This window comes from Pantoea sp. EKM20T (genome assembly GCF_011800485.1).
Classification (GTDB): Bacteria; Pseudomonadota; Gammaproteobacteria; order Enterobacterales; family Enterobacteriaceae; genus Pantoea; species Pantoea agglomerans.
Genome location: NZ_JAALFW010000002.1, coordinates 224,743 through 239,948, shown reverse-complemented (window position 1 = coordinate 239,948; position 15,206 = coordinate 224,743). Strand labels below are relative to the sequence as shown.

The following is a 15,206-nucleotide window of genomic DNA, read 5'->3' as shown; positions in this document are numbered from 1 at the left end:
TAGACTCAGCAAAGGGATCGGCCTTGATGCTGGCAACCCACTACCCTAATCCACTTCCACGCAGGCGTGCCTTGTTCAGCGGAATCAGCTCACTAAACCTGCATATTCATAATTTCGCTATACGCCGACACCAGCTTGTTCCTGACCTGAATACCCATCTGCATTGAGATCGACGATTTCTGCAGATCGACCATCACATCATTAAGCGCGATACCGGGTTTACCCATCTCAAAATCCTGCGCCTGGGTGCGGGCGGTGGTCTGCGTCTCGCTGATCTTATCCAGCGCCGCTTTCATAGTTGCACCGAAATCGATCTGATTAGGGGCTTCACTGCTGCGGTTGCTGGCCTGCAGTGAGGTCGCCTGAAGCTGCTGCAGTACGCCGTCAATTGCCTGAATGGACATGAACGATACCTTATAAAGGAGGATGATATTTTTTCTGTGGGGAAAAGTTAGCACGTTGTCAATGAGACAAAGCCGCTAAATGACATCAAAAACCCTACCTTATCCAGCCATCGAATTTTCCTTATCACCTAATAATGCCTGGCATTGAAGTGGAAATTTTATCTACGCAGGTCAGGGAGTCTGTTTTGCCATCTCAACTTACCCGGTCAATTACGTCAGGCAGGAATCGGTCATGAATGCGAGTACAGCCGCCACAACAGAACAAGAAAAGAAAGGCTTCGGTGACCTGCTCGCTCGCCTGCGCGCAAATCCGCGTATTCCTTTAATCGTCGCTGCCGCCGCCGTTGTGGCGATAGTGATCGCGATGGTGCTCTGGGCGAAGCAGCCCAGCTATAGCGTCCTTTATAACAACCTTACAGATGAAGATGGCGGTGCCATCGTCACGCAGCTGACGCAGATGAACATCCCTTATCGCTTCGCCGAAAATGGCGGCGCGCTGATGGTGCCGGAAGCGAACGTGCATGAGCTGCGTCTGCGTCTGGCTCAGCAGGGTCTGCCGAAAGGCGGCTCGGTGGGTTTTGAGCTGCTCGATAAAGAGAAGTTCGGTATCAGCCAGTTCAGTGAGCAGGTTAACTACCAGCGCGCGCTGGAAGGCGAACTGGCTCGTACCATCGAATCACTCGGCCCGGTTAAAAGCGCCCGTGTTCATCTGGCGATGCCAAAACCCACCTTATTTGTGCGTGAGCAGAAAGCGCCATCTGCCTCTGTCACCTTAACCCTGCAGCCTGGCCGTGCGCTGGATGAAGGCCAGATTCAGGCCATCGCCCACATGGTCTCAAGCAGCGTCGCCGGTTTACCGCCGGGCAACGTCACCGTGGTCGATCAGACCGGTCGCCTGCTGACCCGCTCTGATTCCGCCGGTCGCGACCTGAATGATGCACAGCTCAAGTATGCCTCTGAAGTTGAAGCACGCTACCAGCAACGTATCGAAGCGATCCTGAATCCGATTCTCGGTCAGGGCAATGTGCATGCGCAGGTTACCGCGCAGATTAACTTCGACACCGCCGAGCAGACCGACGAGAAATATCAGCCTAACGCTAACCCGTCGAACTCAGCGATTCGTTCGCGTCAGACCAGCACCAGCGACCAGTCAGGCAGCCCTTATCCGGGCGGCGTGCCGGGCGCGCTCTCTAACCAGCCTGCGCCAGCTAACACTGCGCCGGTGACGACGCCGAACAACAATGCCGCCAATGGCCAGAACGCCAATGGTCAGAATGCTAACGGTCAGAACAACGCGGCGAATAACGCTAACCAGACCACCAGCACCGCAGCGGCCAGTGCCGGACCGACCAACTCGCGTCGTGACGACACGGTGAACTACGAGCTGGATCGCACCATTCGTCATACCAAGGTCAACGTTGGCGACGTACAGCGCCTGTCGGTGGCGGTCGTGGTGAACTTCCGTGCAGATGATAAAGGTAAAGCGGTTGCGCTGAACGAACAGCAGCTGAAGCAGATTGAAGATCTGACCCGCGAAGCGATGGGCTACTCCCAGAACCGTGGCGACAGCATCAACGTGGTGAACTCGCAGTTCAACACTACTGAACCAGTGACCACCGATCTGCCCTTCTGGCAACAGCAGTCGTTCTTTGATCAGCTGATGAATGCCGGTAAGTGGCTGTTGATTGCTCTGGTAGCCTTCATCCTCTACCGCAAACTGGTTCGTCCGCATCTGGTTCGCAAGCAGGCCGCAGAGAAAGCCGCCGCGGAAGCCGTTGCTGCCCGTGCGACTGAGCAACCGGAAGAAGAAGCCTTTAATGTGCAGCTCAGCAAAGATGAGCTGGATCAGGAACGTAAGTCTAACAACCGCATGAGCGCAGAAGTGATGAGTCAACGCATCCGCGACATGTCAGAAAACGATCCGCGCGTTGTAGCGCTGGTAATTCGCGAATGGATGAGTAAAGAGCTATGAGTCTGACCGGAACCGAAAAAAGCGCCATCCTGATGATGACTATTGGCGAAGAGCGCGCCGCGGAAGTTTTCAAACACCTGAACCAGCGTGAGGTCCAGCACCTGAGCGGCGCGATGGCCAACATGCGTCAGGTGTCACATAAGCAACTGACTGAAGTGCTGCGTGAGTTCGAAGCGGATGCTGAGCAGTTCGCGGCGCTGAGCCTGAACTCCAACGAATACCTGCGTTCGGTGCTGACCCGTGCGCTGGGCGAAGAGCGCGCCTCCAGCCTGCTGGAGGACATTCTCGAAACGCGCGAAACCACCAGCGGCATGGAAACGCTCAACTTTATGGAGCCGCAGGCTGCTGCCGACCTTATTCGCGACGAGCATCCACAGATCATCGCCACCATCCTGGTCCACCTCAAGCGTGCCCAGGCCGCCGATATTGTGGCGCTGTTCGACGAACGTCTGCGTCACGACGTGATGCTGCGTATCGCCACGTTCGGTGGTGTCCAGCCAGCCGCGCTGGCCGAACTGACAGAAGTACTGAACGGCCTGCTGGATGGCACCAACCTCAAGCGTGCGAAGATGGGCGGCGTGAGAACCGCAGCCGAGATCATCAACCTGATGAAAACGCAGCAGGAAGAGGCGGTTATCGAAGCCGTACGCGACTTCGATGGCGAACTGGCGCAGAAAATTATCGACGAGATGTTCCTGTTCGAAAACCTGGTGGCAGTGGACGACCGCAGCATCCAGCGTCTGTTGCAGGAAGTGGAGTCCGAGCAGCTGCTGGTTGCACTGAAAGGTGCCGAACAGCCATTGCGCGAGAAGTTCCTCAAAAACATGTCAGCCCGTGCGGCCGATATCCTGCGCGACGATCTGGCCAACCGTGGTCCGGTGCGTATGTCCGCAGTGGAAAACGAACAGAAAGCGATCCTGCTGGTGGTACGCCGCCTGGCCGAGTCAGGCGAGATGGTGATTGGTGGTGGCGAGGAAACTTATGTCTGATGCATTTTCTGCGCGCCCCTGGCAGCTGTGGCAGCCCACGGATTTAGGCCGTTTCGATGAGCCTGCTGAACCGGAGCTGCAGCCAGAAATTTACGAAGCTGAAGATGGCGTTGATGAGCAGCAACAGCAGCTCGAACGCCTGCAGCAGCAGATGCGCAAAGAGGCACAGGGCCAGGGTTACAACGAAGGCTATCAGCAGGGTGTGACCGAAGGCCAGAAAGCCGGCTACGACGCCGGTTTTCAGCAGGGTCTGGCCGATGCCCAGCAGCAGCAGGCGCCCCTTCAGGCGCGTATGCAGCAGCTGGTAACCGAGTTCCAGAACACGCTTGAATCGCTGGACAGCGTGATTGCGGCCCGTCTGATGCAACTGGCGCTGGAAGCGGCACGTTCGGTGATTGGTCAGGCGACCACGGTGGATGGCACCGCCCTGCTGCGCCAGATTCAGGGGTTACTGCAGCAGGAACCGATGTTCAGCGGCAAACCGCAACTGCGCGTTCACCCGGATGACTTACAACGCATTGAGCAGACCCTGGGGCCGACGCTGGATCTGCACGGCTGGCGGCTGATCGCTGACAGCACCCTGCATCCTGGCGGCTGTAAACTCAGCGCAGAAGATGGCGACCTGGATGCCAGCGTCGCGACGCGCTGGCAGGAACTCTGCCGTCTTGCCGCACCGGGAGAACTGTAATGACCACTCGTCTGAATCGCTGGCTCGGCTCGCTCGATGCCTTTGAGAAACGCATCGCCCAGGTGCAGCCGGTGCGCCGTTATGGCCGCCTGACTCGCGCCACCGGCCTGGTGCTGGAAGCGACCGGCTTACAGCTGCCGCTGGGTGCGACCTGCGTAATCGAACGCAACGATGGCAAAACCATCAGTGAAATCGAAAGCGAAGTGGTGGGATTCAACGGTCAGAAGCTGCTGATGATGCCACTGGAAGAAGTGGACGGCATTTTACCGGGTGCGCGGGTCTATGCGCGCCAGAACGGAGAGAACCCGCAGGCAGGCAAACAGATGATGCTGGGGCCGGAACTGCTGGGCCGCGTACTCGATGGCAGCGGGCGACCGCTGGACGGCCTGCCGTCTCCGGATACCGGTTATCGCGCGCCGCTGAACACCCCGCCGTTTAACCCGCTGCAGCGTACGCCGATCACCGACGTGCTGGATACCGGCGTGCGGGCGATCAACGCCCTGCTGACGGTCGGTCGCGGGCAGCGTATGGGCCTGTTCGCCGGTTCGGGTGTGGGTAAAAGCGTGCTGCTTGGCATGATGGCGCGTTACACCAAAGCGGACGTTATCGTGGTCGGTCTGATTGGCGAACGTGGCCGCGAAGTAAAAGATTTTATCGAGAACATTCTCGGCGCTGAAGGCCGCGCCCGTTCGGTGGTGATCGCCGCCCCGGCCGATGTTTCGCCGCTGCTGCGTATGCAGGGTGCCGCTTACGCCACGCGTATCGCAGAAGATTTTCGCGACCGCGGCCAGCATGTGTTGCTGATTATGGATTCCCTGACCCGCTACGCCATGGCGCAGCGTGAGATCGCGCTGGCGATTGGTGAGCCGCCGGCCACCAAAGGCTATCCGCCTTCCGTATTCGCCAAACTGCCTGCGCTGGTTGAGCGTGCCGGTAACGGCATCGACGGCGGCGGCTCGATCACCGCCTTCTATACCGTCCTGACCGAAGGCGACGATCAGCAGGACCCGATCGCCGACTCCGCGCGCGCCATTCTCGACGGCCACATTGTGCTGTCGCGTCGGCTGGGCGAAGCGGGTCACTATCCGGCCATTGATATAGAAGCCTCGATCAGCCGTGCGATGACCTCGCTGATCGATGAGAACCACTATGCGCGAGTGCGCCAGTTTAAGCAGTTGCTCTCCAGCTTCCAGCGTAACCGCGATCTGGTCAGCGTCGGCGCTTATGCCGCGGGCAGTGATCCAATGCTTGATAAAGCGATCACGCTCTATCCGCAGATGGAAGCCTTCCTGCAACAGGGCATCTTTGAGCGCAGTGATTACGACGACGCCAGCCTGCATCTGCATGCGCTGTTTGGCTAGTCACACGAATTAACGCGAGGTAACGGCAATGAAAACTGCAAATGCCATCGATACGCTGCGCGACTTAGCGGAGCAGGATCTCGAACGCGCTGCCATCTATTTAGGCGATATGCGTCGCGGCCAGCATGCCGCGAACGAGCAGCTGACGATGCTGCTCGACTATCAGGACGAATATCGCAACAAGCTCAACGATGACATGTCGTCGGGCATCGCCAGCACCCGCTGGACCAACTACCACCAGTTTATTCAGACGCTGGAAAAAGCGATTGAGCAGCACCGCAACCAGCTTAATAACTGGAATCAGCGGCTGGAACAGGCGCTGATCAACTGGCGTGACAAACAGCAACGGCTGAACGCCTATCAGACGCTGATTACGCGCGCAGCGGAAAATGCATTACGACAGGAAAACCGTCTCGATCAGAAACGGATGGACGAATTTGCCCAACGGGCCGCATCGAGGAGAGGTGAATGATTACGCTGCCAAACATTGCTATGAAAGCGACGGTAAAAACCGACGCAGAACCCTCAGTCTCAACTGACCTTGCTGCGGGTGCCGATGCCCTGCCGCAGGACTTTCTGACCGCACTGGGAAACCAGTTACTCGGCCTGGCTAAACAGCAGGGAAAAGCGGCGCAATCCGCTGACGTCAAAGCAGAAATTGCCGATGACGCCCGCCCGAAAGCCCCGCTGAATGCCCTGATGGCAGCACTGGAAAATCCTGCTGCGCTGACCGCTCTGTTTAAGCCGGAAAATATTAAAGGTGGGTCAAAATCAGCCGATGATAAAGACAAGCCGGACGTTGCACCCTTAAGCGCCAGCGATATGCAGAATATGCAGGCGCTGTTCGCCATGTTACCGGGTGTAGCGGCTGTTACAGCCACCACGTCGACCCCGGTCAGCAGTGAAGCGGGCGAGATGATCGCCCAGACCGATACCGGCCGGAAAAGCCAGAGCTCGCTGATGCAACTGCTGAACAGCGCGCAGCAGAGCCACGCACCGGGCGAAGATGAAAAGTCTGACGCCAGAAGCGACGTACAGAGCAAACCTGCCGTCACCACTGCCGCCAGCCAGAGTAACAACACGGCGCACAGTGCGACCAGTAGCGGCCTGACGCTCGACAGCAGTTTCCAGCAGGCGCTGAGCAACATGGTTAAGCAGGATGATCAGGCTGCGATTAAAGCCAGCATCAGCGATAACGCGATAAATGCTACGCCAATCGCCACCGCCAGCAGCCTGCCTGCGCCGGTGACCGCCTCCGCGACCACCAGCACACCGTCAACGCCGATGCTGAACTCACAGCTGGGCAGCGACGAGTGGCAGCAGGCGCTGAGTCAGCAGATTGTGATGTTCAGTCGCAACGGCCAGCAGAACGCGGAATTGCGTTTACATCCGGAAGACCTTGGCGCTATCCAGATCAGCCTGAAACTGGATAACGACCAGGCACAAATTAATCTGGTTTCCAGCCATAGCCACGTCAGAGCAGCACTGGAAGCCGCGATACCGCAGCTGCGCAGCGCGCTGGCAGAGAGCGGTATCAACCTGGGCGAGAGTCAGGTGAGCAGTGACAGTTCCGCGCAGGGCCAGCAATTCCAGCAGCAGCAGGAGGCGCGCCGCGATGGACAGCATGGCCGCTTCTCCCTCACCCAGGACAGTGACACCGACATTACGCCGATCGCCGTTCCCGCCGCCCTTCAGGCTCGCGTTAGCGGCAACAGCGCCGTCGACACTTTCGCCTGACAGCGGCAAACGCTGAAGGTAAGCGTAAAACCCGCGTCTTTTCTACCCATTGGTTTGACTTAAGACGCGGATAATCTGTCTCGTGAGCCGAGAGGCTTGCCCATAATTCACAGGAAGTAACTGCACCATGTCTGATAACGCGAAAGCAAAAAAAGGCAGCAAACGTAAACTCTTAATACCAGTGCTGCTCATTTTGACGCTGGCCGCTTGCAGCGTGGCAGGCTATGCAGTCTGGCGAATGATGAACAAACATGAGGGCGATAAGCCTGAGGTGGCGAAAGTTGAACCGCCTCCCGCTCCGGTCTTTTTTGCACTTGATACATTTACGGTTAACCTGGTCAATCCCGACAACGATCCTGACCGCGTGCTTTACGTAGGCTTTACCCTGCGTCTGCCCGATGAGGACACCCGGCGTCGGATGAACGACTATCTGCCTGAGGTGCGCAGCCGTTTGCTGCTGCTGCTCTCGCGTCAGAGCGCTGCGGCGCTGGCGACAGAGCAAGGAAAGCAGGCGCTTGTTGAACAAATCAAACAGGCGCTGACACCCCCGCTGGTAAAAGGTCAACCTCCGCAGGCTGTAAACGATGTGCTGTTTACTGCCTTCATTTTGAGGTGAATCAATGGGCGATAGCATTCTCTCCCAGGCTGAAATTGACGCCCTTTTAAACGGCGACAGCGGCAGTGCGGAAGAAGAAAAGAAACAAAACGGACCGGAAGGCGATATTCGTCCTTACGATCCGAACACCCAGCGCCGTGTGGTTCGCGAGCGTTTGCAGGCGCTGGAGATTATTAATGAGCGTTTTGCCCGTAGTTTCCGTATGGCGCTGTTTAACCTGCTGCGCCGTAGCCCGGATATCAGCGTCGGGGCGATCAAGATTCAGCCGTACCACGAGTTTGCACGCAATCTGCCGGTGCCAACCAACCTGAACCTGATCCACCTGAAGCCGCTGCGCGGCACCGCGCTGGTAGTGTTCTCACCGAGCCTGGTGTTTATCGCTGTCGACAACCTGTTTGGTGGCGACGGACGTTTTCCGACTAAAGTCGAAGGCCGTGAGTTTACCCATACCGAGCAGCGCGTTATTCGCCGCATGCTGAAGCTGGCGCTGGATGGTTACAGCGACGCATGGAAGGCCATTTATCCACTGGACGTCGAGTATGTACGTTCAGAGATGCAGGTAAAGTTCACCAACATTACCACTTCACCGAACGACATCGTGGTTAACACGCCGTTCCAGGTGGAGATTGGTAACCTGGTGGGTGAGTTTAATATCTGCATCCCGTTTTCAATGATTGAACCGCTGCGCGAGTTGCTGGTTAACCCACCGCTCGAAAACTCACGTCAGGAAGATAACCACTGGCGCGACAACCTGGTCAAACAGGTGCAGCACTCTGAGCTGGAACTGATCGCGCACTTTGCCGAAACCTCACTGCGTCTGTCACGGATTTTGCAGCTGAAACCCGGTGATGTGCTGCCGATTGAGAAGCCGGAACGCATTATCGCCCATGTCGATAGCGTCCCGGTCTTAACCAGCCAATATGGCACGATGAATGGTCAGTACGCGCTCCGTGTCGAACACCTGATTAACCCGATTTTGAATTCGCTGAACGAGGAACAGCCCCATGACTGACAGTAATAAACCGTCTGACGATATCTCTGCGGACGATCTGTGGGCTGAAGCGATGAATGAGCAGGTCGGCAGCGGCAGTGCGCCGCAGACCGACGAAGTCTTTAAATCATTCGACAGCGGCAACGTCGCTGGATCGCTGCAGGATATCGATCTGATTATGGATATCCCGGTGAAACTCACCGTGGAACTGGGTCGCACCAAAATGACCATCAAAGAGCTGCTGCGTCTGGCGCAGGGGTCAGTGGTGGCACTGGATGGCCTGGCGGGTGAGCCGCTGGATATCCTGATCAACGGTTACCTGATTGCTCAGGGTGAAGTGGTGGTGGTAAACGACAAATATGGCGTGCGCATCACTGACATCATCACCCCATCTGAACGTATGCGTCGTCTGAGTCGCTAAAGAGTCACATTATGAATAGCCAGAATCAAACGCTGCAACCGGCTGCACCGCACGCTCAGGCGATCTCGACCGGCTCCATGCTGGCCCAGGTCAGCAGCGTGTTAGCCGTGATTATCTTATTGATTCTGGCCTGCGCCTGGCTGGCACGCCGTGTCGGCTTCGCGCCGAAAAAGGTCAGCGGCCAGGAGCTTAAACTCACAGCCAGCGTCTCAGTGGGCCAGCGCGAGCGGGTGGTGATTGTCGATACCGCTGATGCGCGTCTGGTGCTGGGCGTCACCGCACAGCAGATTACCCATCTGCATACTTTGCCGCCGGGTGAACCGGTCTCTGTGACGCCGGTTAACAGTGCGCCACAGGATTTTCGTCAGCTGTTACAGAACCTGGTTAAACGTCCCGGAAAACCACAATGATGCGTCGACTGCTTCCTTTATTGCCACTGTTGTTACTGGCACCGGTTGCCCATGCCCAGTTGCCGGGTCTGGTGAGTCACTCGCTGCCGAATGGCGGTCAGAGCTGGTCACTGCCGGTACAGACGCTGGTCTTTATCACTGCGCTGACCTTTATTCCGGCCGTGCTGCTGATGATGACCAGCTTCACCCGTATCATCATTGTGTTTGGTTTGCTGCGTAACGCCCTGGGCACGCCCTCTGCGCCGCCTAACCAGGTGCTGCTCGGACTGTCGCTGTTTCTGACCTTCTTTATTATGGCGCCGACCTTCGACAAGATTTATCAGGATGCTTATCTGCCGTTCAGCCAGGACAAGATCAGCATGGAAGTGGCGATTGATAAAGGTGCCCAGCCGCTGCGCGAGTTTATGCTGCGTCAGACCCGTGAAGCGGATTTAGCCCTGTTTGCCCGTCTGGCGAATACCGCCCCGATTGCCGGTCCTGAAGCGGTGCCAATGCGTATTCTGCTGCCTGCCTATGTTACCAGCGAGCTGAAGACGGCTTTCCAGATAGGCTTTACCGTCTTTATTCCGTTCCTGATCATCGACCTGGTGGTTGCCAGCGTGCTGATGGCGCTGGGGATGATGATGGTCCCGCCAGCGTCCATCGCGCTGCCGTTTAAACTGATGCTGTTTGTTCTGGTCGATGGCTGGCAACTGCTGGTCGGTTCACTGGCGCAAAGCTTCTACTCCTGATCCCCCTTTTCTTACCGGAGCAATACATGACACCCGAATCAGTAATGGTAATGGGACAGGAAGCGATGCGCGTCGCCCTGATGCTGGCCGCCCCGCTGCTGCTGGCCGCACTGGTCAGCGGTTTGCTGATCAGCCTGATCCAGGCCGCGACCCAGGTCAACGAACAGACCTTATCCTTTATTCCTAAGATTCTGGCGGTTGCCACTACCGGTATCATTGCCGGCCCGTGGATGCTGAATCTGCTGCTGGACTATATCCGCACCGTCTTTACCAACCTGCCTTACATCATCGGCTGATGATTACTCTCGACAGCAGCCAGCTGGTTCAATGGGTCAGCCAGTTCTTCTGGCCTCTGGTACGCATCATGGCGCTATTCGCCACCGCACCGATCCTCAATGAACGATCCGTCAGCAAACGTGTCAAAATCGGTCTGGCGGTAATGATCACCTGGCTGCTGATGCCGCTGTTACCTGCGGTCAATGTCACCCTGTTTTCCCCTGAAGGCTTCCTGCTGCTGATTCAGCAGATGCTGATTGGTATTGCACTCGGCTTCACCATGCAGTTCGCTTTTGCTGCCGTGCGCCTTGCCGGGGAAGTGATTGGTCTGCAGATGGGCATCTCGTTCGCCACCTTTTTCGATCCTGGCAGCCGTCTTAATATGCCGGTGCTGGCCCGTTTTCTCGACATGCTGGCGATGTTGCTGTTCCTGACCTTTAACGGACACCTGTGGCTGATCTCGCTGCTGGCGGACAGTTTTCATACGCTGCCGATTGGCGGTCAGCCGCTAAATGCCAATGCGTTTATGGCGCTGGTGAAATCTGGCGGATTAATTTTCCTTAATGGCATGATGTTAGCGCTGCCCTTAATCGTTTTGTTACTCATGGTAAATCTGGTACTGGGTTTGTTAAACCGTGTTTCACCACAGTTATCAATCTTCGCAATTGGCTTCCCGATTACCTTATCAGTCGGAATTTTAACCATCAGCTTGCTGATGCCTCTGCTAGCCCCGTTCTGTGAGCATTTGTTCGGTGAAGTATTTGATTTACTCGCCGTGTTCCTGACAGAACTATCCCGTCCCTGAACATTAAGTTTCTAACTATCTTTGCATAACGATACTTAAGTATCGCAAAACCATCCGTGCATTTTCCGAACCATGTTTTCCAGAATGCAACTAAGGAAATTCTGATAAACGTGCGGAGAGTCTGAAAATAATTCTTATTAAACCGGGCTTCGCGTATTTTAGTGGGGTGGTTCACAGGAGCGGTCAGACTGTGAATGTGCAGGCAAAATCGACAAGACACTGAATTTACAAGAAAAAAATCTTTAAGTGATTTTTCTTGTTAAAAAATGTTTTTTCCGGCATTGTCAACGCACGCTGAGACATCACACTTTCGTAAAACAAATGTTTTTGAGAATTGTCCTATCAGAAAACTCCGCGTTTTCAAGGATAGTGACCTGGCTCCCAAAAAAATGAGTCTTACTTAACCTCCGACATTTCACTGGCATTCCCCGCCATGGCCGGAGAATGTGTGACGTCATGGCAGCACAAATTTTTTGCAGAACGGGTCAGGGATGAAGACTTTTACGGGCGTTTGCCTGTTGCCAAACTGCACGAGCAGAATAAAAAAGTACCTAAGAAATCTCTCTCGTACCGCAACGCGTATTCATCGTTGATTTAAACGGATAACAAATTGGTGAGGGTCGCTATTATGCCAACTATTATTATGGATTCCTGCAACTACACACGCCTGGGATTATCAGACTACATGTCTTTAAAAGGAGTTAAGAAGAAGAATATCTCTTCTGTCTCCGATATTGAGCAACTACAGCAAAAATGTGAGCAATTAAACCCTGGTGTCGTCTTTATTAATGAAGATTGCTTCATTCATGAATCCGATTCCAGTGAACGTATCCGTAGCATTATTACGCAGCATCCTGACACGCTGTTCTTTATATTCATGGCGATTAGCAATATCCATTTTGAGGAATATCTCTACGTTCGTAAGAACCTGATTATTACATCAAAATCGATGAAGACATCGACCCTGGATTCCTTACTCAGCACCTATTTGCAGAAGAAGCTTAACCAGTCTGCGCGTATCTCTTCGGGCATGGATGTACATCCATTAACGCTGAGCCAGACTGAGTCAAACATGCTGAAGATGTGGATGTCAGGTCATGATACCATCCAGATCTCAGATAAAATGCAAATTAAGGCCAAAACGGTATCGTCACACAAAGGTAATATTAAACGCAAAATCAAAACCCATAATAAGCAGGTTATTTATCATGTGGTGCGTTTAACGGATAATGTGACTTCAGGTATTTACGTTAATATCCGCTGATCATAACATCTGAAGAACCGGCCTCTCTGGCCGGTTTTTTTTTGCCCGGAATTGCGATCCAGGTCTCACTCTTACTGCTAAGCCTTTACGCTCTTTTGCCGATGTTATGCCTTATAACAACAGCCTCAAGAGAGCAAGGATATGAACACTGCACGAGATAATAATGGACAGAAAAGCGCAGGCATCTGGCAGAATCTCCGCCTGGTGCCGCTGTTTAGCCTGATCTTCGGCGGCATTTTGCTGCTGTTCGCACTCTGTATTGGTGTCGCCAGTTACTTTCTGATTTCCGGCAATCACTCCCTTGATGATGCCACGGACGAAATTCAGGTTCGTATGGGCCTCTCTAACAGTTCAAACCACCTGCGAACTGCGCGCCTGACCATTATTCAGGCCGGTGCCGCCGCGCGTATTGGTGAAATGGACGAGTTTCGCGCCAATATTGCCGCCGCCGAAAAACGGATCCAGCAGGCAAAAGATGGCTTCGCGATTTATCAGGCACGTGAAGTTAAGACGCCCGCGGATATGGAACTGGATGCCACGCTGCAGGCTCGCTTCAACGATTACATTACCAAAGGCCTGATACCGATGATTGAATCCGGTAAACAGGGCAGCTTTGAGGGCATCATCGCTCAGGAGACCGATGTAACCCGCAAGCTGGATGACGACTATAACGCGGTGTTGCTGAAGGCGATCAAGATCCGAACTGATCGCGCCAATGCCATTACCGCCCAGGCCGATCAACAGTCGCGCATCGGCTTTATCTCCATGGCCGTAGCATTCAGTGCCGCCCTGGTGCTGGTGCTGTTGACCTTTGTCTTCCTGCGCCGCGTGGTGATTAGTCCACTGCGTCAGTCGGTGCTGCGTATCGAACGCATTGCGCAGGGTGATCTGACCTCCGCTCCCCTGCCCCATGGCCGCAGCGAGATTGGTACGCTCATCCATAACCTGCAACTGATGCAGCAGGCGCTGGTAACCACCGTTGGTACGGTGCGTGAAGGCGCCGTCGCGATTTATCAGGGCTCCAGCGAAATTTCAGCCGGCAACACCGATCTCTCTTCACGCACCGAGCAGCAGGCTGCGGCACTGGAGCAGACCGCAGCCAGCATGGAACAGCTTACCGCTACGGTGAAGCAGAACGCCGAGAATGCGCATCACGCCAGCCAGCTGGCCGCGGATGCCTCGGGCAAAGCGCGCAGCGGTGGCGAGCTGGTGAGCAGCGTCGTGAAAACCATGACCAATATTTCCGGCAGCTCGAAAAAAATCGCTGAGATCACCAACGTCATTAACAGTATTGCGTTTCAGACCAACATCCTGGCGCTGAATGCGGCAGTAGAAGCGGCGCGTGCCGGTGAGCAGGGTCGTGGCTTTGCGGTGGTGGCCAGCGAAGTGCGTAATCTGGCCCAGCGCAGTGCGCAGGCAGCGAAAGAGATTGAATCGCTGATTGCTGAGTCCGTCACGCTGATCAATGACGGTTCGCATCAGGTTGGCGCAGCCGGTAGCACCATGGGTGAGATTGTCGAAGCCGTACGACGCGTTACCGATATTATGTCGGAGATCGCGGCGGCGTCAGACGAGCAGAGCCGTGGTATTCAGCAGGTGAGCCAGGCGGTCACCGAAATGGATAACGTCACCCAGCAGAACGCCTCGCTGGTGGAAGAAGCCTCCGCCGCAGCGGCCTCGCTGGAAGATCAGGCGGGTAAACTGACGCAGGCGGTCGCGGCATTCCGCCTGCAGGATGCCCCTGCAACCACAGGTGTGGCTGCACGTGTCTCTTCACCCTTAAAGACACCGGCTCTGGCACCCCGTCCGGCGCTGGCAGGCGGCAGCGATAACTGGGAAACCTTCTGAAGTCATACCGGTAAACGTCAGCGGCTGATGTCAGCCGCGTAATCTCCGACAGCTAAAAGCCGCCTTTCCGGCAAACGGAAAGGCGGCTTTTTATTGCGCGTCAGGCTCAGGCTTCCTGGTAAGGCTCGACGAAAATGCCATCCGGCTGGTGCGTCTCGTTAAAAAACCAGATGCCCAGCGGATAATCTTCCAGCGCCACCAGGAACATGGTGCCTTCATTAAACGGCTCCATAGCCAGAATGGTGCCAACACGACGCGGGCCGCCATCGGTTTTGACGCTGACGCGGTCATTTACCTTCATTTCGGTTCTCCAGATTATTGACTGAGTACAGTCTAAACGAAGAACCGTGGCGATGCAGCGCGTTAGCGGCGGGCAATGACCCAGACGGCATGGATGATACCGGGGATATAACCACAGAGTGTCAGCAGGATATTCAGCCAGAAGGCGCCGCCAAAACCAACCTGCATAAACACGCCCAGTGGTGGCAGCAGAATAGCGATAATAATTCGTAAGATGTCCATAACCATTCCTTTAGGTATTGATAAAAATCAGCTTTATCGTTAACTATAGCTGAATCTGCTCTGTTTAGTCGAAAAGTCAGGTAAATCTGAGTAAGGAGAAACTTTTGCAATTCCTTAACATTTCACCGCAAGACTTCTTACGCGTCAGGCCTTTAAACTCTTCTCACTGCG

Annotated in this window: 18 protein-coding genes; 15 read left to right on the top strand and 3 right to left on the bottom strand. The window is 55.2% G+C overall.

The window, feature by feature from the left end; translation table 11 throughout:
• Positions 1-92 precede the first annotated feature (92 nt).
• On the bottom strand, positions 93-404 hold the full coding sequence (gene fliE / locus HFD94_RS04205) for a flagellar hook-basal body complex protein FliE (RefSeq protein ID WP_003854485.1): 312 nt from the start codon (positions 402-404) through the stop codon (positions 93-95).
• A 232-nt stretch (positions 405-636) separates the two neighbouring features.
• Here fliE and fliF point away from each other — a divergent pair, with 232 nt between their 5' ends.
• The 15 genes from fliF (at position 637) to HFD94_RS04130 (ending at position 14,513) form a co-directional block, all read left to right on the top strand.
• Positions 637-2,376 (top strand): flagellar basal-body MS-ring/collar protein FliF, encoded by a 1,740-nt coding sequence (fliF, locus tag HFD94_RS04200; protein ID WP_010247649.1) that lies wholly within the window; start codon positions 637-639, stop codon positions 2,374-2,376.
• A complete protein-coding gene (gene fliG, locus HFD94_RS04195; protein ID WP_003854483.1) occupies positions 2,373-3,365 on the top strand; it encodes a flagellar motor switch protein FliG in 993 nt (330 codons plus the stop codon). Before fliF ends, fliG begins: the two co-directional genes overlap by 4 nt.
• On the top strand, positions 3,358-4,053 hold the full coding sequence (fliH, locus tag HFD94_RS04190) for a flagellar assembly protein FliH (RefSeq protein ID WP_010247652.1): 696 nt from the start codon (positions 3,358-3,360) through the stop codon (positions 4,051-4,053). The genes fliG and fliH overlap by 8 nt, the downstream gene beginning before the upstream one ends.
• Complete coding sequence (fliI, locus tag HFD94_RS04185) at positions 4,053-5,414, top strand: flagellar protein export ATPase FliI (RefSeq protein ID WP_010247655.1); 1,362 nt, start codon at positions 4,053-4,055, stop codon at positions 5,412-5,414. The genes fliH and fliI overlap by 1 nt, the downstream gene beginning before the upstream one ends.
• Before the next feature lie 28 nt (positions 5,415-5,442).
• Entirely contained in the window at positions 5,443-5,886 is a 444-nt protein-coding gene (gene fliJ / locus HFD94_RS04180; RefSeq protein WP_003854478.1) for a flagellar export protein FliJ, read from the top strand.
• Positions 5,883-7,151, top strand: coding sequence for a flagellar hook-length control protein FliK (locus HFD94_RS04175; RefSeq protein WP_167432782.1), 1,269 nt, complete (start codon positions 5,883-5,885; stop codon positions 7,149-7,151). Before fliJ ends, HFD94_RS04175 begins: the two co-directional genes overlap by 4 nt.
• Before the next feature lie 127 nt (positions 7,152-7,278).
• A complete protein-coding gene (fliL, locus tag HFD94_RS04170; RefSeq protein ID WP_039388789.1) occupies positions 7,279-7,767 on the top strand; it encodes a flagellar basal body-associated protein FliL in 489 nt (162 codons plus the stop codon).
• Between the two features lie 4 nt (positions 7,768-7,771).
• The gene (gene fliM / locus HFD94_RS04165) at positions 7,772-8,779 is read left to right on the top strand and encodes a flagellar motor switch protein FliM (RefSeq protein WP_003854473.1); all 1,008 of its coding nucleotides are present in this window, start codon (positions 7,772-7,774) and stop codon (positions 8,777-8,779) included.
• Positions 8,772-9,179, top strand: coding sequence for a flagellar motor switch protein FliN (gene fliN, locus HFD94_RS04160; RefSeq protein ID WP_010247669.1), 408 nt, complete (start codon positions 8,772-8,774; stop codon positions 9,177-9,179). Before fliM ends, fliN begins: the two co-directional genes overlap by 8 nt.
• An 11-nt stretch (positions 9,180-9,190) precedes the next feature.
• Entirely contained in the window at positions 9,191-9,589 is a 399-nt protein-coding gene (fliO, locus tag HFD94_RS04155) for a flagellar biosynthetic protein FliO (RefSeq protein WP_010247672.1), read from the top strand.
• Positions 9,589-10,320, top strand: a complete 732-nt coding sequence (gene fliP / locus HFD94_RS04150) for a flagellar type III secretion system pore protein FliP (RefSeq protein ID WP_010247675.1) — start codon at positions 9,589-9,591, stop codon at positions 10,318-10,320. The genes fliO and fliP overlap by 1 nt, the downstream gene beginning before the upstream one ends.
• A 26-nt stretch (positions 10,321-10,346) precedes the next feature.
• On the top strand, positions 10,347-10,616 hold the full coding sequence (fliQ, locus tag HFD94_RS04145; protein ID WP_003854466.1) for a flagellar biosynthesis protein FliQ: 270 nt from the start codon (positions 10,347-10,349) through the stop codon (positions 10,614-10,616).
• Positions 10,616-11,401: a flagellar biosynthetic protein FliR gene (fliR, locus tag HFD94_RS04140; RefSeq protein ID WP_010247683.1), complete on the top strand. Its 786-nt coding sequence runs from the start codon at positions 10,616-10,618 to the stop codon at positions 11,399-11,401. Before fliQ ends, fliR begins: the two co-directional genes overlap by 1 nt.
• Positions 11,402-12,029: 628 nt before the next feature.
• Entirely contained in the window at positions 12,030-12,665 is a 636-nt protein-coding gene (gene rcsA / locus HFD94_RS04135) for a transcriptional regulator RcsA (RefSeq protein ID WP_010247685.1), read from the top strand.
• Between the two features lie 141 nt (positions 12,666-12,806).
• Complete coding sequence (locus HFD94_RS04130; RefSeq protein ID WP_167432781.1) at positions 12,807-14,513, top strand: methyl-accepting chemotaxis protein; 1,707 nt, start codon at positions 12,807-12,809, stop codon at positions 14,511-14,513.
• Positions 14,514-14,619: 106 nt separating this feature from the next.
• On the opposite strand, the gene dsrB is transcribed toward HFD94_RS04130, so the two are convergent.
• Both dsrB and HFD94_RS04120 read right to left on the bottom strand, forming a co-directional pair.
• A complete protein-coding gene (dsrB, locus tag HFD94_RS04125) occupies positions 14,620-14,814 on the bottom strand; it encodes a protein DsrB (protein WP_010247689.1) in 195 nt (64 codons plus the stop codon).
• 62 nt (positions 14,815-14,876) lie between these two features.
• Positions 14,877-15,035: a YqaE/Pmp3 family membrane protein gene (locus HFD94_RS04120; protein ID WP_010247691.1), complete on the bottom strand. Its 159-nt coding sequence runs from the start codon at positions 15,033-15,035 to the stop codon at positions 14,877-14,879.
• Positions 15,036-15,206 lie beyond the last annotated feature (171 nt).